Here is a 21,988-nt window from a genome sequence, read left to right as displayed (position 1 = left end):
GCCGCCTTGCCGACCGAGAAGGTGCCGTCAACATAGTTGATGGTGTAGTTCGACAGGCCCGTGCCGGCCGCGTTGCTGGCCGAGATGGCATAGCTGCCCGCGTTGGCCGAGGCCGCCGCGCCCGACGAGGTCAGCGTCGCGCTGGTCACCGCATCAGAGTTCTTGAGACCGGAAACCGTGTACTCGGTGCCGTCGAAAGTGAACGCGTCGCCATAGGTCTTCGACTGGTTCTTCGCCGTCACCGTCAGCGCCGCCTTGTTGATCGTCAACAGGCCGGTGTTCGCATAGGTGAAGGTATAGTTGTTGTCCGACGCACCGCTGGCCGTGATGGCATAGGTGCCAACGCCCGTCTGCGCGTTGGCCGTCGTCGTCACCGTCGCCAGCGTATTGATGACGGACTTGGTGTCACCGTTGACGAAGCCCGAGTAAGTGGCTGTGAGGGTGGGATTGGCGTCGCCATAGGTCTTGGACGCGTCCTGCGTCGTCACCGTCAGCGTCGCCTTGTTTACCGTCAGCGTGCCTTTGGCATAGCTGATGTTGTAGTTCGACAGACCCGTGCCGGCCGCATTGCTGACGAGGATATCGTAGCTACCCGCGTTGGCCGAGGCCGCCGCGCCCGACGAGGTCAGCGTCGCGCTGGTCACCGTGTCGGAGTTCTTGAGGCCCGAAACCGTGTAGTCGCTCCCGCCGAAAGTCACCGTCTGGCCGTAAGTCTTCGACTGGTTCTTCGCCGTCACCGTCAGCGTCGCCTTGGTAACCGACAGACCGTTCGTGACCGTCGTGGAATAAGCGCCGTAGGTCGCATTGACGTTATAGCTTCCCACATTCGCCGTCGCCGCCGCGCCCGTGGACGAGAGCGCGATGGTCGCGATCTGGCCGGATGTGAGATTCGTCGTCGAGCCCGTGGTCGCCTGATAGGCGTTGGCCACTGCCACATGGCTCGTGTTCAGGCTCGCGGACGCAATATCGCCGCTGCTGAACGTGTAGGTCGTGCCGTAAACCTTGCTGAGAGGATCGAGCGTCACCGAGAGCGTGCCGCTGTCGTCCGCGAAGACGTAGCGATTGCCGCCAGAGCCGGCGCCGAGCGGCTGCCCGTAGCTCTTGCCCCAGATCGCCTGATGGCCGCTGTCCAGGTCGCCATAGGTATTGCCCACGGAGCTGCCGGCATAGACAAGCCAGCGTCCCAGAAAGCCCGTATCCAGCGCGCTCGAACCTGCGTTGTTGATGAAATTTCCACCCGCTGCGACCGTGAGCGTCGTGTTGGCGGAGGTATCGATTCCGCCTTGCGCGCCGGAAGCCAGCGTGATGTTGCTCCCCGCGCCACTCGCAACCACCGTGACGGTGCCGATGGAATGTAAGCCGGCGCTGCCGATCGTCAGTGACTTGCTGTTGGTGAAGCTGAAGTCTCCGAGACGATGGTTGCCGTTGGCGCCGCCCGTCAGCGTCGTGACGGCATTCCCCGCATTGGTGAGCGCGACGGACGGCGCACCACCGTTGGTGTGATCCTGAATGTTGAGATTGGCGACCTGAATGGCCGCAGTCTGCGTGATGGAGTCGTCGGCCTTCAGGTTGAGGCCTGCCAATCCCGACGTCGTATTCGCGATCGCACCGTCGATCGCGAGATTGTGATGCGCGTCGAGTGTCACCGAGCCATTGCCGGTCCAGGTGAGCCCCGAATTGATCGCGATGTCGTCGTTTGCATCCAGCGACAGTGAGCCGCTGCCGGTCCAGCCTATCGCCGAGTTGACCGTGATGTCGTTGCCCGCATTCATCGACAGCGAGCCATTGCCGGTCCAGCCTATCGCCGAGTTGACCGTGATGTCGTTATGCGCATTGAGCGTCAGCGAGCTGTTGCTGCTCCAGTTGATCGCCGTTGCGACGGTCAGATTGCCCGCACCGGGGCTTCCGCCACCTGTCTGAACGGTGACATCGCTGTTTGCGAGCTGATTGGTCAGCGTCGTGACATTCAGGACCGAGCTGCCGCCGTTTGACGTATAGGTCGGACCGCTCGGCACACCGTTCACGCTATTGTTCGCGCTCGCGCTGATCGTCAGGCTATAGGGATCGAGCAGCAGCGTGCCCGCGGTGCCGTTTGCAGCGCCCAGATTCACAAAGCCCTGGAAATCGAGCACGCCCTTGCTGGAGACTTCGGCGAAACCGCCATTGCCCGCACCTGCTCCCGTCGCCGAGACCGCGCTGGAGCCGAGATAGGTGTAGTCGTTCGACCAGAGGACGACATTGCCGCCATTGCCGTTCGTGCCGTTCGCGGAGATTTCGGCGCCATCGTAAACGACGGTCGTCGAGGCATTTGCCACGTCGAAATCGACAAGCTTGCGCGAGGCATCCTGGCTACCGTACTGGTCGCCGCCGAGAAGGATCGTGCCGCCCGTGGCGCCATCAGCCTTGAGCTTCGCCGTGGCGCCGACTTCGACCGCATTGCCGGTGGCGACGATGGTGCCGCCGGCGCCATTGGCCTTCTGCGCCGAGACGGTACCGCCGACAGAAACCGTGCCGCCTTCCGCCGTCAGGAAGACGCGGCCGTCGGACGACGAAACGCCCGTGGCGTTGACATAGCCGCCCGTATTGCCGGCCAGCGCATAGACGTTGCCGTCCACCGCGCGCAGTTCCGCATCGGCCGCCTTGATGCCGCCGGAGTTGCGCGCCTCGGTGTCGGTTCCGCCGACCTTGACCACGAACTTGCCGTCGGCGACGGACGCGTCGCGCATCAGGACTTCGTAACCCGCGACGAGGGCCGCCGTGCCGGCCTGCGCGTCGATGGAGCCTTCATTGTCGACCTTGGCCGCAATCAGGGCGACGTCCCCGCCCAGCGCGCCGATCTTGCCGTAGTTGACGACGGCAGCCTTGCTCGAACCGGCAAAGGTGGTGTCGCCGCCATTGAGGAAATCGTCGTCCAGCACATCGAGCGTCGAGGCGACGAAGCCGCCGCCGACATTGATGACGCCGTTCCTGCCGACGATGACGCCATTCTGGTTGATGAGGTAGACGCTGCCCGTCGCCGAAAGCGTACCGTCGATCGAAGAGATCGTATCGCCGGTGACGCGGTTCAGCGTCGCGCCAGTGCCGTTGTTGAACTGGACAGTGTTGCCTTCGCCGATCGAGAAGCTCGACCAGTTGACGATGCCCGCCGCGGAGGTCTGCGTGACCTCCGTGCTGGTAGCCGTGGAAGAAACAGAAACGTCGCCCGCAACCACATTGGCGCCGGTTGGAAGCGCGCCCGCCGCGTAGAGGGGCTGCACCGTCATGATACCGATGGTCAGATAGCTGACGCCCAAATGCAGCGCGGACTTCAGCACCTTGAGGGTGCGAAGATTGTTTCTGTTTGACACGGAAAGCCCCTTTTTTAATCGCCTGTGCCCCCCAGGTGCAGCGGTCATGCCACGCCTGTTACACACTTAGGGCGATTACAGATATTTAACGGGAACTTAATTGAACCATAATGCGACATTCAAGCTGAAACACATGACACATTATGACACAGCGCGAATTCGGCTAATTTCTGCGAGAGTGTTGCCGTTCTGTTGCCGAAGTGTTTGAAACAACGCGGCCGACGCGAAATCGCGTTCCATATCAATAGACTACCCCCGTCCCGGGCTTAAGAGCGCCCTCCGAGGCGATGCCCGGCATGGCTTTCGCAGTTCCCTGAATGAGGAAGCGAGAAATCCGTCAGTATGCGACCGGTCCCAAGAGGCCCGGCGCCGTTTTATTGTTCCATAATGAACTTTACTGTGCGGATTGCGTCGCCTCGGGCCGCAGCGGCGGCGAGCCCCGTTGAGGGCGCGCGCGGGCGAATCGCATGCTGATCTGCGAACGGAGGATGGCTGACGAGCTGGGCAGCGGGTCCGGCTTCGGAAGTTTCAATTACCGCTACGGCGGCGGCATCATTGCCCTGGCATAGCCTCGAAGACGCCGCGGACCCCCGTCAGGAGAATCTGCACGCCGATGCAGAGAAGCAGAAAGGCGGAGAGCCGGGTCATGATCCGTGCGCGCGCCGGTCCGAGCAGCGCCACGATGCGATCGGCCAGCGCGTAGCTGAACCCGACCGAGAGCGCGACGAGGATGGCCGCGACCGAAACGCCGAGATAGAAGGGAGCAAGCTGGGCGGCAATGGCGGGACGGCTCGCGCTCAGCGCAATCGCGACGGAGATCGTGCCCGGGCCGGTCGTAAAAGGCATGGTCAGCGGAAAGAATGCGACGTCGGCGCCCATGGCGGCGGGGGCAGCCTGCTCTTTCTTGCGCCCCTCGCTCTCCTCGGGCTCGGACAGCATTTCCCAGGCACGGGCGGCAACCACGAGACCGCCCGCGACACGCAGCGCCTCGATGCTGATGCCAAAAAAGTTCAAGACAGGCGCGCCGGCCCAGAACGCGGTGAGCATCACGACCGCGGAATAGCCCGCGACACGCCATGCGAGCTTCGTCCTCTCGGCATGGCTCCGCGTTGCCGTCACCTGATGATAGATGAGGGCCCCGGCCGCCGGATTGACGATCGAGATGAATGCCGGAAAGGCGACCAGAAAGCTCGCGGCAGCGCTTGTTACGAGGTTCATTTTCCTCCCCACGGATCGGCAACGCTCTGACGCAAACGGTGCCCCATGCGCCTCCTGCTCCAAATCGTGCTTGAGCCGCATGAGAAGCACAAGCCACCCCACCGGCGCGGGATCGAAACATGGCATGGACGAAGCATGTTCGCCGATTGGGGGAGTTGCCATGGCGACACATTGAGGTCAGCCTCTGGACATCCAATCAATTGGGGAGACCAGGAAAATGACGAACAGCCCTTACACCCCGCCAAAAGTCTGGACATGGGACCAGAACAAGGATGGCGGCCGCTTCGCCAAGATCAACCGGCCGATTTCGGGTGCCACGCATGAGAAGGAGCTGCCCGTCGGCAAGCATCCCCTCCAGCTCTACTCGCTGGCGACCCCGAACGGCGTCAAGGTGACGGTGATGCTGGAGGAATTGCTGGCGGCCGGGCATGCGGGCGCCGAGTACGACGCCTGGCTCATCAACATCAATGAAGGCGACCAGTTCGGCTCGGGCTTCGTCGCGGTCAATCCGAACTCCAAGATCCCCGCGCTCCTCGATCGCAGCACGACACCGCCGACCCGCGTTTTCGAGAGCGGCGCCATTCTTCTCTATCTTGCCGAGAAATTCGGAAACGCCTTCCTGCCCAAGGACCCGTCGAAGCGCGCCGAATGCTATTCATGGCTTTTCTGGCAGATGGGATCGGCACCCTATCTCGGCGGCGGCTTCGGCCATTTCTACGCCTATGCGCCCATCAAGATCGAATATGCGGTCGACCGTTTCACGATGGAGGTCAAACGCCAGCTCGACGTTCTCGACCGACGTCTTGCCGAAAGCGAATACATTGCCGGCGACACCTACACGATCGCCGACATCGCGATCTGGCCCTGGTATGGCTCCCTGGCCAAGGGCCTGCTCTACGAGGCCGGAGAATTTCTGAACGTCGCGGAATACAAGCACGTCAATCGCTGGACCGAGCAGATCGCCGAGCGCCCTGCCGTCAAGCGCGGGCGCATGGTCAACCGCGTCTGGGGCGATCAGGCGAGCCAGCTCCCCGAGCGTCATGACGCGAGCGACTTCGAGAAGGCGGGCAAGGCATCGGGCTAATTGCCCGCTGGATATATGGCTCTTCATTTGTCGATCGGTGAACTGGCCCGCGCGGACCGGTTCGCCGACCCCGGCGACATTCTTTGCGCAGGATCAGTGAAGCACAGGCCTCCTCCCGGGATAATTGCGGCGTGCTGCAAACAACCATCGGGAGGAGACGATGAGCAAACTGTTCGCCCAAGCCATTCCACACCTGATCGCCGTCAGCCTTGCGTTTGGCCCATGGGCCGCGCATGCCGCCGACACGACCGGCATTGTCGCTTACAAAGGGAAGGTCGTGCTCGATACCAGTACCGACGTCATGGGCAAGCCCTTCAAGTACCCTGAAGGCAAGCCGCGGATCGTCTCCGAGCTGATTACCCTGCCCGTCGGAGCGGCGAGCGAGCCCAACGTCCATCAGACGCCGATGTACCTGCAAGTGCTCGAAGGCGAACTCACCGTGGACTACGGAACGCTCGGCAAGAAGGTCTACCGCGCGGGCGAGGCCTTCATCGAAGCGCAAGGCGTGCCCCATCACGGCCAGAACACCGGCTCCGTGCCGCTGAAGTTCCTCGTCGTCTACATGGGCGCGGAAGGCATCGCCAACGAAGCGAAGCCCTGAGCGGCGCCGACCGACACCCGTAGCCGCAGTGGGAAGGCAACCAAGGCTCGACCAGACAGCCGAAGGGCTGTGGCCGCGCGTATCGGTGCGCGCCCCGTTCATGAACCGATGTCGTGGTAATTGTTCTTTCCTCGTGGACAGCTCGTGCAAGAGACGAGCGCACCCCATAAGCGATGGCCCGCCTTTCCAGAACCTTCCCCGGATCGATCGCATCGTTTGCAGGCGCCATTCCAAAAGCTATCCGGTTATTACCTGGCACGTAATTGAGGCGGTCGCGCACGGTGTTCATTCTGCGGTCATCAGATGAAGACCAACCGATGGAGATGACCAATGACCGAAGCTGCTCATGTCGCCGACCGCTATATTGCTGTCTGGAACGAGACCGATTCCGCCCGCCGCATGGCCCTACTGGCCGAAGGCTGGAGTGACGATGCCACCTATGTCGATCCGCAGGTCGCCGGCAAGGGGCACAACGAAATTGCAGCCCTGATTGGTGCTGTCCACGAGCGTTTCCCGACATTCCGCTTCGCACTCGACGGACGCCCGGACGGCTATGCCGGCAATATCCGCTTCTCCTGGGTATTTGGGCCGGAGGCCGAGCCCGACATGATCAAGGGCACAGACTTCGCCGTCATCGAAGGTGACCGCCTGAAGTCGATCACAGGCTTCCTCGACAAGATTCCTTCTGTCGGCTGACCTTTCAAACGACTGCCAACAATGAAGGAATTTCCCATGCTTCATGCATCCGCTCAGGCCATCACGTTACCGAGCCATATTCGCACCCCCGACGGAACCGATCTTTTCTACCGCGATTGGGGCGAGGGCAAGCCACTGCTCTTCCTTGCTGGTTGGACGCTCAATTCGCAGATGTGGGGATATCAGATGGAGCCGCTGGCCCGGCAGGGCTTCCGCTGCATCGCCTATGACCGCCGCGCCCACGGTCGCTCCGATGATCCGGGATACGGCTATGATTTCGACACGCTTGCAGATGATCTTGCAGCGGTAATCGATACGCTCGATCTGCGCGATGCCATCATTGTCGCTCACTCCTTCTCAAGCGGTGAAGTCGTTCGCTATCTCGACTGTCACGGCGGCGAACGGGTCTCTGGCGTCATCATGCTTGCGCCAGCAGCCATTCCCTACCTCATGAAGACCGAGGATAATCCCGTGGGGATTCCGCCCGAAGCGATTGCAGAGGTTCGCTCCGAACTTGAGGAAGATTTCTCCGGCTGGGCGGAGCGCATGTCCGAGCCGTATTTTGCTGGGCGGGGATCGCGCGGCATAATCGATGCCACGCTGAATATGATGAACCAGACATCGCATCAGGCCATGCTGGCGCTCACCGGAATTCAGGGGATGACAGATTTCCGGGATGAACTTGCCCGCATAGAGGTGCCGGTCCTGTTCATTCATGGCGCCCGGGATGTCTCGGCGCCTTTGGAGCTTACTTCTGAGCCCGCCAGCAAACTTGTCCATGGAAGCAGACTGATTGTTTACGAGGATGCGCCCCATGGCCTCTATTTCACGCACAAGAACGAACTCAATGCGGATATCGTCCGCTTCGCGTCGGAGGTTGAGGCGAAGACATGAGAGCAGAACCTGAAATCCGGAAGGCCGGCGATTATCTTCGTGTCTGGCGGCAGCGCCGACGCATGAGCCAACTGGATTTTGCTCTGGAAGCGGAGATTTCGCAGCGTCATCTGAGCTTTCTCGAAAGCGGCCGCTCGACACCGAGCCGGGAGATGTTGCTGCATCTGGCCGAACGGCTCGACGTACCTCTGCGCGAGCGCAACGCCATGCTGCTGGCCGCCGGCTTTGCGCCTGTCTATACCGAGCACAGTCTGGAAGAGCCTGCGATGGCGGCAGCGCGGCAGGCGATCGAATTAGTCCTGAAAGGGCACGAGCCCTTTCCGGCAGTGGCCGTCGACCGGCACTGGAACCTCGTGATGGCCAATGACGCCTTGTCCACGCTGCTCTCCGGTGTCGAAGACGACGCCCTGCTCGCCGCGCCAGTCAATGTGCTCCGGCTGAGTCTGCACCCAAATGGGCTCGCTCCCCGGATCGCCAATCTTGCGGAATGGCGATCCCATCTTCTTGATCGGCTTCACCATCAGATCGCGGCGACCCGCGATCCCGTGCTTGCGGAGCTTTTGCAGAATATCTCGGCATACCCGATCAGCGACAAACTGAGGGCGATCGAGGCTCCCGTGGTGGCAGATCAAGGCGGTATCTTTGTGCCGCTGAAGCTGGTGACGGAGGTCGGGCTACTCTCGTTTCTTTCGACCACCACAGTCTTCGGTACACCGCGCGATGTCATGCTCTCCGAGCTTGCCATCGAGGCGTTTTTTCCGGCTGATGCCGAAACCCGCCGAATCCTGGAGAAAAGGCCAACTTGAAGGCTACGCTCAAAGATTTTCTCGAAAAGCGCTCCCTGCCGCATTTGGCAGCGAATGGCGGAGAGGGAGCCCGCCTTTTTGTTATCTCAATCAGTCTCACGCCATCTAATTTCAGCGTATATTTCCTTTTAAAAACATAATGTTATACGATTCCATCGATTCAAGCCGTATCATCCCGCATCGATAAATCTCACGTCTCGTGTGGGGCTGGATGTGGGGCTGAGTGTGGGGCCGAGAGCTGAAATTTTCTGAGGAATCGATGGCGCAACTGACCGATACAAAGGCCCGCAATATCACCCCGAACACCAAGCCCCTCGCTGCCGGAGGCGTGTCTGGTCTCTACCTCTTCCCGTCGGCGACACGAGGGAAAGGCAAATGGATTTTACGCTTCATTTCGCCCGCCACCGGCCGGCGGAGGGACATGGGCCTCGGAACCTATCCGGAGGTCGGCATCGCCGCGGCTCGCAAGGCCGGGTTTGAGGCGCGTCTGGCGATCCAGCAAGGAACCGATCCCCTTGAAGCACGACGCGCCGAGGAAGCCGAAAGACGCGCCCGCCAGGAGATGCCCACCTTCGAGAGGGCTGCCAGGAAAGTGCACGCGGAACTCAAAGACGGTTTCCGGAACGCCAAACACGTTGACCAATGGCTGAACACATTGGAGGCCTACATCTTTCCCGTTCTGGGGACCCGCCTCGTGAATGAGCTCAGGGCATCGGATTTTGCGGAAGCGTTGAAGCCGATCTGGCTTTCCAAACCCGAAACGGCCTCTCGTGTCCGGCAGAGGTGCGACACGGTGATGAAGTGGTGCGCAGCTCAGGACTTCATCATGGCAAGCCCGGTGGGCGTCGTCGGCAAGCTGCTGGCCAAACAACCCGGCAAGCGGGAAAGGGTGACCCACCACCCTGCCGTCCCCTGGCGCGACCTGCCCTCGCTCGCCCAGCGCCTGTTCAGTGATGACCGGCCCAGTGCGGGCAAGTCGATGCTCGAATTGCTCATTCTGACGGCTACCCGCTCAGGAGAGGTTCGAGGCATGCGATGGGATGAGATCGACTTCAAAAGCGCGACCTGGACGATCCCGGCATCGCGAATGAAGGCGAAGCAATTTCACAGAGTGCCGCTCCCGCCTCGCACAATCGAGATCCTGAAACGGCAGCGAAAAATGGCTGCCGAAAGCTCTTTGGTCTTTCCCTCTCGCCGGAATACGCCCCTCAGCGACATGACGCTGACGAAACTCCTGCGGGACGCAGAAGTGAGCAGCGACACGCCTGGTCGCGTGGCGACGGCCCACGGGTTCAGATCCGCATTCAGAGATTGGGCGTCAGAGAACGGATATCCGCGGGACCTGGCCGAACGTGCCCTCGCCCACACTATCCGCAACTCGACAGAAGCCGCCTATCACCGCACCGATCTGCTCGAGCAGAGGCGGAAGATGATGGAGGATTGGGAACGGCTTTTGCTGAGCGGGAGAATCACTGAATTTGGAGAGTTGAAGAAATCCGCGATTTAGCTCTTCAGGCAGAAATCCTGCCGCATAAGAGCCGACCATCGACCCCGATAGACGCCGCGCCAACGGGCAATTTAAATCATTTGGCGGAGGCGGTCATTCAAGTCCGACGCGTACGAGATCGTCGAACAACCGGGCAAGCACTGGATGGTTTGAACCTGCGTGTGGCCGAGCAGGTTGCCGATCATCGGCAGAGTTACAACGCCCATTTGAAAAGACAGGCCAGTTCATCACCCAAGAGTCTCTACACATCGTGCGGCCCTATCAAGGGCAAGATCAGCAAACCGACCAAGCGCAGCCTCATCAAGGCCCGGACTTGCCAGCGTCCCAGCGACCTCCTTCGCCGTAGCCGTTACCCGCTCACAAATCTCACCGACCCGCCGTCGGATAAATGGCAAGCCGAGGCCTGTGTCGGCCGCGAAGGCGGCCCAGCCTCTTGCATCAAGTTCGGCAAGCGTCGCCCGCTTACCGATTTTCATCGCGAATTTTGGTGACAGCTCGGGATATGCGACGGTTGCCAACAGATCATAAAGCGGGGCGAGACGAGGGCCTTCGGCTTCGTAGAGAATCGAGAAGTTCTTGCCGTGCGCATCGGCGTTCCCGACGATCACATTGAAGATCACGGCATCAAGCAGTTTCAACACATCGACCGCAGGTCTTGCCGCGACGCGGCGGAGAAGTCCGAAGCAATCCTTCAAGGTCGGACCACCCTCGCTGGCATATTTGGTTTCCGGCGGGACGCCCAGCGCCTGGCAGAAATCCTCCTGGTGAATTCGGCGCACGACCCCATCGTCGCCGATGGCGCGGTCATATCGTCGAACCAGCAGGAATGTTCGATCCCTCACAACACGCGCCTCCACCGGCGCGACATCCAAGCCAACGGCAGCGGCAAGACGCATCACGAAGACCTCGTTCTCGGTCGTGGCCGACAAGCGCGCAATCGGGGGCTTGAGAATGTGAGTTGTGGCCTGGCCAGGCGCAGGCAGTGCGACTGCGCCATCCATCAGAACAACCGGCACTTTGGATTGCGCGCCGGCGAGCGAGAGACGCAACCCCTCTTCACCCGCGAGTAGCGGGCGAACGGGCAGCGCGTCCAGCACGCGGATCAAGCCTGTGTCGTCGAGCGGGATTGGCTGCTGATTTAGAGCAGGCACGGTTGGCGTTTCGCCTGGCGGCAAAAGCTGGAGCGCGCCAGCAACGTCGCCGCCGAGCCGATCGAGAAGAGCAAAATCGTTTCCACGTGAAACGCCAAGCGCCTGAGCCGCCGCGTCGCGCTGGCTTTCTTCTGGCAGAAGACCGCCGAAGAAAGGGCGGCACTCACGACGGTTGAAGGGTTCTACCCGCTTCGGGAGCGACGCCGACAGGGGCCGTGCGTCGCCGTCTTTAAGCCAGTCCGGCGCGTAGGCAAAACCGAGTTCGCCATGCTGGTCTTGTGTCAGCTGCCCTACCAGACGCCCCTCCCACCAGACCTCAAGGGTGCGCGTCATGTCTTCCGCGTTCCTTTGGCTTCGGGCGGCGGCGTGACCTCCAGTGAGCATCCCAGCGCCACCAAGACTTGAAGCGTCTTACCGATTTGAGCTGTGGTCTTGCCCGCTTCGAGATCGACGATGAAGCGCAAGCCGACACCGGCCGCGCCCGCAAGCTCGTCCTGCCGCAGCCCAGCGGCTTTGCGGGTGGTTCGGACGATGTCGCCGATCTCGGCAGGAGTGAGTGTTTTTCTGGCCATGAGATTTACCGAACGGTAAAATATCATGGATTTCTGACGGGCGTCTACAAAAATTTCCCGCTCAGGAAATACACCGCGACAAACCGACTCCAATGCCCAAAATATTCCCGTACGGGAATATTTAGTTTAGGTCAACGTCCTTGAGCATAGTCTTGCAGAAATTTGGATGTGTCCGGCGTCAGTGCCTGCGATACAGAATTGGGTCTCTAACCAAAATAGGATTTTGGCCTCATCGCAGCGCCTCTGCATAGGATTGTGCATAGGTTGTAGCGGTCGGCAGCAAAACGTCTGGCGTCATTCCGCGCACCGTATCCAGATGATTAAACCCGTTTAACACGCGATTAGGTGGCACCCGTCTACGATGGAGCGCTGCGGCAGGCGAAGATGAGAACTACCCTTACGCCATAGCGCTATGACGCTCCGCGCCAAGTCGATCATGGGGCTCGCAGCGCCGTCATCAGGGCTTCGACCGCGTTTATGGCCGCAACCACCTCGGCCTCATTGAGCGAAGTGGTGGGGTCATGCGACAGCGGGTTGAGGATGCGAGCCTGGTGCGGTGTGATCGCCGCCAGCGCGTCGAGTTTCGGCTGGATCCCAGCGAGCTTATTCTCGAGACCTTTCTTGAGTTGCTCGAAAGTGATTTTCTTCGGGTCCGGGTTGTATGGAAATTCAACCTTCTTGTCCTTGCACTGCTTGCGCAGCAGCAACTCGCAGGCGGAGCGCGCGTAATTGGCAGCGGCGGGCAGATGCTTCTGGTCGATGAAGGCGCGGGCTTGCTCAAGCGTAGCTTTTACGATGTCCGACGGCACCGGGCGCAGATAGGGTGTCGCTTCACCTGTGAAGGCAACCATTTCGTACATCTCATGGCTGGTCCAGCGATCGGTTGGTATAGCAGCGCGCACGACCTCGAACCAATGACGGTCGTGGGTGAGCAGGACAATCTGCCAGTCCGAGAAATATTTCTCCAGCACAGTCAGTAGCGGTCGGCGGTTGGCATAGTCGAGCCCGACCAGCACATCGTCTAACACCAACAGCTTGAGCGCCGGCGAGGGCGCCGAAGGCACGCAGGCAAGACGGCCGGCCAGATAGAAGGCCAGCGCCAAGGCTGAAAGCCGCGCCTCGTTCAGGAAATGCTGCGGCTGTTGCGGATAATACCCTCGGAACTCCAGCCTTGCATACAGCTCCTTCCCCGCGAAACCGCGATCCCTCTTCAGCCGCGCGTTGTTATAACGCACGGTCCCGCGCTCGAACGCCTCAATCCGCATTTCGTGGCGGCCTAGATCGGCGAGCAGATCGTTGACGATCGGCAACATGGCGTCGAGCGCCGCTTCCAAGCCGGCGTTGAAGGCCGCACAGGCAGTCTCGACCTGGGTCAGATAATTGGCATTCGAATGGTGTGCGAGTGGCCTGGCGCGTTCGGTTTCCCTCCAGCGCTCGGCAAGGGTCTTGCCGGATGTGGCGTCGGCGAAATCGGCGAGCAGGGTTTCTATGGCGAGGTCAAACAGATTTGGACGGCGCTGGCCGTGGAAGGCGTTGGTTTCCAGCAGCGCATGATAGTCGAGGAAAGAACTGCGTAGCGCCGCCAGCGCCACGCGCGGGTCAGCCGTCGGCAGGCCGGGATGCCGCACCTCTGTCCATTCGAGTGGCAAGGCGCCATCATTGAAGGTGACGGTGACACGCGGTGTCAAAGACGGGTCGAGCGGGTGGACATGGGTATTGTTCTTGAGCGCGTCGGGGCGTGGACGCCGGGCGAACAGGTCACGCAGCGCCTTGTAGATCGAGGACTTGCCCGCACCGTTCTCGCCATACACGATCAGGTTGCGGCCTTGGACTGGGATTTCCAACTCAGCGCTGAACGCCCGATAGGCGCGCAACGAGAGGCTTTCAATCCGCAACGGCTGCGACGCTGGTTTCCCTCCATCCTCCACAATCAGCGTTTCCCGCTGAGGAAGATCACACGGGGCCGTTCTATGCGCCCGGATTCATCGCTTTCGATGGGGCTGCTATCTCCCGTGCGATCATGCATGGCTCGCGCGATCCGCCGAATATCGTCCGGGACACGATCACTGGCGCTCAGTTGTCGCCGACTGCGTCTGCCAATCGTCCCGCCGATCGAATCATCTACGTTTATGAGCGCCTGCGCAATTTCGTCAGGATTCGGCACAACATCCTTTGGCTGACAAAATATTGCATGTAGACAGAACATCAGTGGCCGGATTTTTGTGAATTCCACCGCCTGTGACGGCACTTTATTGGTCGCACTGTTCCGCCGCTCTCGATCAAGATGGTCTCGAATACGATAGCCGCTGGCGAGCATGATGCCGGAAGCGCATGACCAGGGCCACGGTGCGATCACAGCCGGATTGTAGAAGAGATAGAGGGGAAAGGTGCTGAATCCGCCCCGCAACTGTCTTCGCGCGAAATTCGTAAGCTGCCGTGACTGCCCACCTGTCCAATCCGGATAGGCCAAATCGCCATACCGGTATGGTGTCTGCGTGGCGGTATAGTGCAAAATCTTCGCCTGAACGGCGAGATGAAGATGCCGGCCGCCGAAGTCTACGAAATGCCAATCCATGTCGGCGCCGGTGACCCGCTCGTTCGAATTCTGGACGATGATGCGCGGATCGCGCAGCTTCTTCAGTTCGAGAAGCATACGGTCTGTCCAGGAGGTTTCACGGGATTGGTGTTTTAGCGTGCGCGCCTGCTCAAGTTCAGCGGCAACTTGAGACGGAAACCAATCTGCGAAGGCGCACAGTGGCGATCTTGCTCCTCCCGTTGCCATGTCACACCCGCCCTTCGATGATCCTGACCGCGTCGATGGATTGCAGGTCGAAGAGGGTGGCGTAGAGGGTGTGGGCGGGGTCGGCGAGGCAGCGGGACCAGTCGTCGGCGGCGCGGGCGAGCGCGGGCCCTTCGAGGCGGGCCAGACTCATTAGCCCCGCCGCGCGTGCGGCAGCGAAGGGGCGAAGACTCCGTGCATGCAGTTCCTCAACGAAAAATAGCTCGTAAACGAAGGCGTTGATCAGAGCTTCCAAGCGGGGGCGCTCGGCGCCGGCGAGAATGCACCGCACGGCAACCGAGACGCTCTCCTTTTCTTCGGCGTTGGCGTTCGGAATCGGAAGCTCAAGTAGCTCGTACACGTTCACGTGATTGTTGGTGCTGGTGCGTCGAAAATACCAGTCCAGGGGTTTCGAGCACAGGCACGCAAGGATGAACTCTGCATCCTCGTCGTCTATCGGCACAACCTTCAGGGCGGAATCTCCGACGAGATACTCCTGTCCCGACGCGATCTCGCAAAAGATAAGACGGAACGGATCGGTTGTGCCGGTTATGTTTTGACCAACCAGAATTCTGTTGTCCCTGTTCACCAGCCGTTTGTCAGGCCGAAACTTGCTGTTTATCCAACTCTCGCCGTCGTACTTCAGGACGTAGCGCCCCACATGCGCACCTCGGATCAACATGACTCCCGTCGGTACATCTGAGATCATGTTAGCGTTGGTGCCGAGATTTAGGTCTCCCTTTGTAGACTGTTCGACATCCACCAGCGCCTCGAGCAGGACACTTTGGGCGCGAATGGCCTCCATAACGCGCAGATCGGAGGGGCCAACCAGTGGAAGGATGCAGGAGTGCGGAAAGAGCCGCTTGATCGTGCTCGCTGTCAGCTCGGTCCATACAGGTGAGGAAATGGTCTTGGTGTTGTTTCCGTGCGAGAGGCGAAGAGCGTCCGTGCTGCCCGTACCCTTGAATTGAAGAATACACGTTCCCTGAAGAACGGATTCAAAAACCTGTGCGGTCGCATCAGCTGATTTTTTCGGGAATTCCATCACAATCGACAGACGCGAGTGATCCAAAAGCATCCTTCGAGTCTCGGTTGCGGAAGCGTCCGCCATCAAGCTGCTTTGAACTATCAGGCACACTTGCCCGTCTCTTCCTGCGAGCTGTTTCGCGCGTTCAATAAAAATCTTATAAAGGTTCTGTTTCCCCTTCTCCTTTCCCTCCGTAAAGGGGTAGTCGAGCTTCGAATACTCGTTCTTCTTGATCTGCCTGTATGGTGGGTTACCCAAGATGACATCAAAATAGACATCATCGGGGCTTAGCCCAAACATCCATTCTGCATCGAAGAAGGGCGCGAAGGCGTTGGGATCAAACGGGTCCCAAGCCGCGAGCTTCCTGGCGTCGTCGCCGGCAAAGGCATGGTCGCGCGCCACTTCACCAGCAATTTCCTTACGCAGGGTTGTAATCTTCTTCTGAACCGCGCGCTTGGCGGCACCATTTGGCGCAGCGAAAAATGCGCGATTGGCCTCGCGCAGCGCGCGCTGGTTAGCTAGCAAATCTTGGCTCACGAGTCCCACTTGGCCGCGACGGTGCAGCGGGGTCAGCGTGTTGGCAGCGACGAACTTGGCTTCGAGGTTAGGCAAAGGCGTGATACCGCGATTGGGGCGTCCGGGCTTTTCCTTCTGTTCGACCGCAAGGCTGATGAAACAGCGCAACTTAGCTATTTGCACGGCGATCGGCTGAATATCGACGCCGTGAAGGCAGCGGTCGATCAGGAACAGCTTACGCGTGTAATCGGGATAGTGGCCGCATTCGAACTTGGCGTCGAATTCAGCCAGCGCTTCCACAGCCTTCTTGATCTCGGCAGATCGCTCATTGGCGGCAGGAATGGCCTCAGCCTCGGTGAGCCGGCGCTCGTAGTAGAGCCGGTTGCGCGCCTTCCACCTCTCCCCACCGGGATCCAGCACGTCGAGCATGTGGACCAGCTTTTGCAGCAAGCCGAGTGGGAAGGCGCCCGACCCCACGGCCGGGTCGATGGCCTTGCAGTTTTCGATGGCGGCGATCAGCGCACCTACTTGCGCGGGGCTGAAATCGTGCGTGCGGCTGGCGAAACTGAGGAGCGCGCGGAGACGAGCTTCGTCATCACCCTTGGCCTCCAATCCCAATTCGCTCGGGAGCTTCGGCAGCAGCCAGGCGACCAGCGCCTCGTCGACCATGAAATCGACGACCTCGCGCGGGGTGTAGAAACTGCCGGACTTGTTGCGGGCAGTGGTCTTGGTGTCTTCGTTGTAGGACGCGAGCAGGTTTTCGAACACCTTGCCCAACAACTCAGGATCAAGAGCGGCTTCTTCCTCCAGAGGCGTGTTTTCCTCGACGGTGAATTTATAGCGCTCGAACAGGTCGATCAGGCCGGGTACGTCGCGCGGCGCTTTGGCCTTCTCGAACCAGCCGGAGAGATCGACGCCCTTCGCCCCGCCGAAGAACAGGGCGTTAGGCAAGCGCGGCTGCTTGTCCGGCTGATCGGAAAAGCCGTCAATGCGCAGGATCAGCCGCCCACGCTCCCGCTCGGCATGGCCCGCGCGCGGATCGTCGCTGGCGATCTCGGTATCCAGGCATTCGAACAGGCCGCCGTTGAGGAAAGGCACGCTGGCAAAGGCTTCCAACGCCTTGTCCGGTTCGGCGAACTGGACAGCGTGACGATAGACATGGTGGCCGAGATAGTCCTTTGACTGCCCGCTCTCGTCGTGCCGCCAGCGCCGTTCGGGCGTTTCGGTATTGAGGGTGGCGAAGAACAGGTTCTGGAGGATGGCGAGATAGTACCCGTGACCGCTGGGCGTCGCTGCGGGCGGCTCCTTCAACATCTTCGCCAGCGAAGGTCCATCGAATAGCGCCTCTGGGACAAGGTCCTTTTCCTTGATGAACCAGACGAACATCAGTCGCGTGAGCAGACGGATCAGCGCGATTTCCTTGGCGCCCTCGCCGTTGCCCTGTCCCTTGGGAAAGGCGAGCGGCGCGCTGGTGCTGGCCCAGGCGAACCAGTCAGCCAGTTCCTCATAGAATCGCTTATTGAGTTCGGCGGCTGACAGCGTCTCCAGCCACAAATCATAGAGCGCGCGGAAGTCCGACGGGGCCTTGCGCCGGGCGAGCGCGGCGAGCGACAGGTCGGCTAGGATTTCCACATGGGCACGATGAGGCCGGGCGAGCTCGATGTCCTTGATCAGACTGATCCGCCCGCCGACCACGTCGCGCAAGGCGTCGCGCCGGCTGGCGCGGCGGTCGATCACCGTCAGCGTTGCCCGCGCACCATGGCGGAACAGCACGATCGCGGGCATGGCAAAGCCGCGATTGAGGGCGCGCACGATCGCCACGAGCTGGCGGCGCGACCAGCCGCCGTCGTCGAGGTCGATTGCGAGGAAGACGAAGGAATCGATCGCACTGCGCTGGAAGCTCTCGCCGGTGGCCGGATCTCCGCCGCGTGACAGGGCCGGCAGTTCGTCGCCGGTAAGCTGGAAAAGGAAATGCACCGCGCGCCAGCGGCCCGTCTCGAAGTGCGACGCGTCCATGCCGAGCGCTGCGAGGAACTGAGCGGGCGCGGCGGGCGCGTCCAGCGTCTTGGGGCTGCGATAGCCCATGACATCGAGCAGCTTCCGACCCGCGACCGCGAGGTCACCACCGGCAAGCCCTGAAACCGCATCGCGGATCGCAGCGAGGCGTTCTGCGGCGTGGCTCATTCTGCGCGCCCCGCTGGCCTGACGATCAGCCAGGTGATGAGATCATAGTCCAGACTGGCCCGAGCCTGCGCGGCCCCGTCGGGCACCCGCGCGCCGCGCGAGCCTGCTAGCACCGCCAAGGTGCGCGTCGCCGAGGTCTCGCCGATCGAGGCGACGGCGGCGCGGATCAATCCATCGTAACAATCCATCTTCTCGCCGTGGTCTGTCTCATCGTCGAAGGCATTGCACAGCGCCTCGAAGGGCTCGTCATGCCCCAGGCAGAGCGCGCGATAGGCTTCTAGGATCGGCTTGGGCTGTCCGAAACCGAGGCGCACCGAACCGTCATCTCTCACATAGACAAGATAGTGGGGATCGAGGGGGTTGATCTTCGCCTGCTCTGGGTTCGGATCGGGCGGACGGCGGCGAAGGCAGAAGATTACCCCGGGGTCGAGGACGGCGCCCGCGATCTCATTGGGAACGATCGCGTGGAGCCCCAGTGGCGCGGCGCGCAACGCCTGCTCGTTAGCGCGAGCGAAACCGAGAAGGTCAGCGCGGAAATCGTCGAGCGCGAAATCGGCCAGCGTCACGCCGCCTCCGGTTTCCTCCAAGTCGAACACCTCATCCTTCAGGCGGAGCAGTTGCTCGTCGCGCCAGCGCGCGTCGCCGTCTGCCTCGGCGCGCGCGTTGAGGAGATCGTCGTCGCCCGTGGCCGAAAGATCGACCAGCGCCATGCGGGCTTCCACCCGATCCTTGAGGCGCAAATATCTGTTCAGGTCCTCGGTTGGCCAGAAATTGACCATGCGGATCGTGGCGTTGCGGCTACCGATCCGGTCGATCCGCCCGAAGCGCTGAATGAGGCGCACCGGGTTCCAGTGAATATCCACATTCACCAGCAGATCGGCGTCCTGGAGATTCTGACCTTCCGAGATACAGTCTGTGGCGATCAGCAGGTCGATTTCGCCGCTGGTCTCAGCGCCACGCATTGACGCCCGGCGTTTGGCGCGCGGCGCGAAGTTGACTAGCACGTCCTGAAAGCGCGCCCGGCCAAAAGTCGCCTTGCAGCCGTCGCCCGTCACCAGCGCTGTTTGCAGGCCGCATTCGCGCGCAAGAGGCAGCAACTCCTCGTAGAGATAACGAGCGGTGTCGGTGAAGGCGGTGAAAAGAATAATCTTTCGGTTGGCTTCGCCGTCGCGGTTGGTGGTGGGTTTGGTCGCCTTTGCGCGGATAATGTCCTTGAGCCGGCTTAGCTTGGCGTCGCGATCAGGGGTGACCTTGCGCGCTTCTGCGGTCAACGCAGCGATCCGCTCCCGGTCGCGGGTCAGCGCTGCCTTCCACGCCGCCCGGTCGATGTGAGCGAGGTTGTATTTCAGCGCGCCGCCGACCTCGAAAGCTTCCGCCAACTCGTCATCCAATTCGATCTCGTCCGGCGCAGGCATGTCGACGGCCGCCGCCGCGTCGTAGCTGTCGAGATCGCCAAGCCGTTGGTCGATGCGGGCGATCATGCGGTCCATCGTCTGACGGAAAGAGCTTACCGAGCTTTCCAGCCGCTTGAGGAAGCCGACCTTCATCATGGCGATGAGGTATTTCTCGCGGTTGGCTTGGTCGAAGTTCCCGCCCTTGTCATAGAGGGCGCGGTACTCTGGAAGCACGAAGGTCAGTGGGCCGTAAAGCGCCAGTTCGAGCTTGCTGATTGCGGCATCGACGTCCTCGAAAGCCGGAAAGCCACCTTGGCTGTCGATACTGGCGAAAACGGATTCGGGCGCGGCCCGTTTCGGGAAGCCCCCGATTTTCTCCATCGAAGCGGCATAGTGACGTTCGACATGTTTGCGCGAGCGCGCGATGGTAACGCCATCGAGCAGTCCGAACAGCGCAGGTGGCAGCTTGTCCAGCAACTCGCCGGAGTCGCGACTGCCGCTTTTCGCCCAGTCGGCAAAGCGTCGTCGTGCGCCGCCGATCAACGTGCCGAGGTTGGGCACGCCTAGGTCCACAAAACCATCTCCCTTTTCCGCAGAAATCAGGTCGAGCTGAGCTTTGAGGTCGCTCAGATCGTTGTTCACCGGTGTAGCCGAAAGCAGCAGAACCTTGGTTGGGAGGCCGGCTTTGATGACTTCGTCCATCAACCACTCGTAGCGGCTGCGGCGCCCGCCTGCTGTCTTGTTCCGTGATGCGCTTCGGAAATTATGGGACTCGTCGATGACGACGAGATCGTAGTTGCCCCATTCGATCCGCGCGAGGTCGATGTCACCGACTTTGCCTTTCTCACGCGAAAGATCGGTATGAGAAAGGACCGTGTAGCCGAACCTGTCTTCGCGCAGCGGATTCATCTCGCTGTTGTTGGCGGCGAGGTAGTCGGTCCAATTCTCGCGCAGCTTCTTCGGGCACAGCACGAGCACGTTCTTGTTGCGCTTCTCAAACCACTTGATGACGGCCAGTGCGGTGAAGGTTTTGCCCAAACCGACGCTGTCGGCAAGGATGCAGCCGCCATGTTTTTCGATCTTGGCGAGCACGGCGCGCAGGCCATCGCGCTGGAAATCGAACAACGTGCGCCAGATCGCCGTCTGCTCGAATGCCGTCTGCTGGATCAGCGCCTCTTCCGCTGCTTGGTCGATCAGGAAGTCGCCGAATAGGTGGAGCAGCGTCTTGAAATACACCAGCTCGGGAGCGGCGTGGGCGTAGCTCGCTTGGAGGGCACGTAGCACCTCCTCGCGCACGTCCTCGGTCAGGCCAGTGTCACTCCATAGCTCGTCGAACCAAGCCAGCAGATCCTCCCGGTCGCGATCGCTATCGACAATCAGATTGAGCTCGATGTTCGGCGAGTCACCCAGCCCTAGCCCGTTTACTGTGAAGTTCGAGCTGCCGAGCACCGCGTACGGACGACGTCCGTCGTCGATATGGATCAGCTTTCCGTGCAGCAGGCCCGAGCGCTTGACCGACCGTATTTCGACGCGATCCTTGATCCATTGGGCACACCGCAACGCGGCGGCCCGCTGCCGGATTTGGTCAGTGAGACGCAGCCCGGACTCATCAAACGAGAAAGCGGGCGGCACGAGGCCAGCATTGTCCGCATCCTTCAGGAATCTCGGCTCGCCGAAGAGGAAACGCATTTGCTCGACGCCGTCCAACGTCGTGCGGAGACGGTCGTAAGCGAAAGTCGTAAAATAAGCCGAGACAACGGACAGGCGGCTGTCCGGAACCGCGCGCTCCGTGATGAACTCATGGACCGCCCCCCTGCTACGGTTATCCCTAATGCCTGATCGCCCCGTTCCCACGCCTACTCCTCATTCAACGTTGCCTGAAGCCAGAAGCGACTACAGGTTCAAAGACCAAGTCTATTTTTGCGCGAGCGAACGCTTCATTGACCACTTTCGACACCCCCCTGGTTCCCGTTTCCCTCCTTGTCCATGCGTCCGGATTGCACGGAAAGCCGTTCATATTCTTCCATCGAGACGACCACCACCACCACGCCCGTTCTTTTCGATCAGCACCGGCTCTGCACGCGCGGTGTCGATCATCAGGCCGAACCCGTTCTTCGCTTCGCTCGCCGACATGGTTTTCATGACCGAATCCCGTAGCGATCCATTGCGCTATTTAGGGCGAAATGGATCTTTTCGGCAATGGTAGTGAACT

15 protein-coding genes are annotated in these 21,988 nt (G+C 60.8%); 6 read left to right on the top strand and 9 right to left on the bottom strand.

Annotated features, from left to right (window positions below):
• Positions 1–3,347, bottom strand: a 3,347-nt coding sequence (locus ABFC66_RS03730; protein WP_346739602.1) for an MBG domain-containing protein, incomplete at its 3' end; no start/stop codon positions are given.
• Positions 3,348–3,899: 552 nt separating this feature from the next.
• Entirely contained in the window at positions 3,900–4,565 is a 666-nt protein-coding gene (locus ABFC66_RS03725) for a MarC family protein (protein WP_346739601.1), read from the bottom strand.
• Between the two features lie 217 nt (positions 4,566–4,782).
• Here ABFC66_RS03725 and yghU point away from each other — a divergent pair, with 217 nt between their 5' ends.
• The 6 genes from yghU (at position 4,783) to ABFC66_RS03695 (ending at position 10,153) form a co-directional block, all read left to right on the top strand.
• Positions 4,783–5,649, top strand: a complete 867-nt coding sequence (gene yghU / locus ABFC66_RS03720) for a glutathione-dependent disulfide-bond oxidoreductase (RefSeq protein WP_346739600.1) — start codon at positions 4,783–4,785, stop codon at positions 5,647–5,649.
• Between the two features lie 160 nt (positions 5,650–5,809).
• On the top strand, positions 5,810–6,250 hold the full coding sequence (locus ABFC66_RS03715; RefSeq protein WP_346739599.1) for a cupin domain-containing protein: 441 nt from the start codon (positions 5,810–5,812) through the stop codon (positions 6,248–6,250).
• A gap of 330 nt (positions 6,251–6,580) precedes the next feature.
• On the top strand, positions 6,581–6,946 hold the full coding sequence (locus tag ABFC66_RS03710; RefSeq protein ID WP_346739598.1) for a nuclear transport factor 2 family protein: 366 nt from the start codon (positions 6,581–6,583) through the stop codon (positions 6,944–6,946).
• Between the two features lie 36 nt (positions 6,947–6,982).
• Complete coding sequence (locus tag ABFC66_RS03705; RefSeq protein WP_346739597.1) at positions 6,983–7,840, top strand: alpha/beta hydrolase; 858 nt, start codon at positions 6,983–6,985, stop codon at positions 7,838–7,840.
• Positions 7,837–8,646, top strand: coding sequence for a helix-turn-helix transcriptional regulator (locus tag ABFC66_RS03700; RefSeq protein ID WP_346739596.1), 810 nt, complete (start codon positions 7,837–7,839; stop codon positions 8,644–8,646). Before ABFC66_RS03705 ends, ABFC66_RS03700 begins: the two co-directional genes overlap by 4 nt.
• A gap of 259 nt (positions 8,647–8,905) precedes the next feature.
• A complete protein-coding gene (locus ABFC66_RS03695) occupies positions 8,906–10,153 on the top strand; it encodes a tyrosine-type recombinase/integrase (protein ID WP_346739595.1) in 1,248 nt (415 codons plus the stop codon).
• A 227-nt stretch (positions 10,154–10,380) separates the two neighbouring features.
• On the opposite strand, the gene ABFC66_RS03690 is transcribed toward ABFC66_RS03695, so the two are convergent.
• The 7 genes from ABFC66_RS03690 to ABFC66_RS03660 form a co-directional block, all read right to left on the bottom strand.
• On the bottom strand, positions 10,381–11,637 hold the full coding sequence (locus tag ABFC66_RS03690) for a type II toxin-antitoxin system HipA family toxin (protein WP_346739594.1): 1,257 nt from the start codon (positions 11,635–11,637) through the stop codon (positions 10,381–10,383).
• Complete coding sequence (locus ABFC66_RS03685; RefSeq protein ID WP_346739593.1) at positions 11,634–11,876, bottom strand: helix-turn-helix transcriptional regulator; 243 nt, start codon at positions 11,874–11,876, stop codon at positions 11,634–11,636. Before ABFC66_RS03685 ends, ABFC66_RS03690 begins: the two co-directional genes overlap by 4 nt.
• A 434-nt stretch (positions 11,877–12,310) precedes the next feature.
• The gene (locus ABFC66_RS03680; protein WP_346739592.1) at positions 12,311–13,804 is read right to left on the bottom strand and encodes an AAA family ATPase; all 1,494 of its coding nucleotides are present in this window, start codon (positions 13,802–13,804) and stop codon (positions 12,311–12,313) included.
• Between the two features lie 2 nt (positions 13,805–13,806).
• Positions 13,807–14,658 carry a DUF6615 family protein gene (locus ABFC66_RS03675; RefSeq protein ID WP_346739591.1) on the bottom strand — a complete coding sequence of 284 codons (852 nt, stop codon included), beginning with the start codon at positions 14,656–14,658 and terminating at the stop codon, positions 13,807–13,809.
• 1 nt (position 14,659) lies between these two features.
• Positions 14,660–18,382, bottom strand: coding sequence for an N-6 DNA methylase (locus tag ABFC66_RS03670; RefSeq protein ID WP_346739590.1), 3,723 nt, complete (start codon positions 18,380–18,382; stop codon positions 14,660–14,662).
• The gene (locus ABFC66_RS03665) at positions 18,379–21,465 is read right to left on the bottom strand and encodes a helicase-related protein (protein WP_346739589.1); all 3,087 of its coding nucleotides are present in this window, start codon (positions 21,463–21,465) and stop codon (positions 18,379–18,381) included. Before ABFC66_RS03665 ends, ABFC66_RS03670 begins: the two co-directional genes overlap by 4 nt.
• 324 nt (positions 21,466–21,789) lie before the next feature.
• Complete coding sequence (locus tag ABFC66_RS03660) at positions 21,790–21,918, bottom strand: hypothetical protein (RefSeq protein ID WP_346739588.1); 129 nt, start codon at positions 21,916–21,918, stop codon at positions 21,790–21,792.
• Positions 21,919–21,988: the final 70 nt, after the last annotated feature.

It is taken from the genome of Parvibaculum sp. (assembly GCF_039680535.1).
Classification (GTDB): domain Bacteria; phylum Pseudomonadota; class Alphaproteobacteria; order Parvibaculales; family Parvibaculaceae; genus Parvibaculum.
This window is presented reverse-complemented; position numbering and strand designations above follow the sequence as displayed.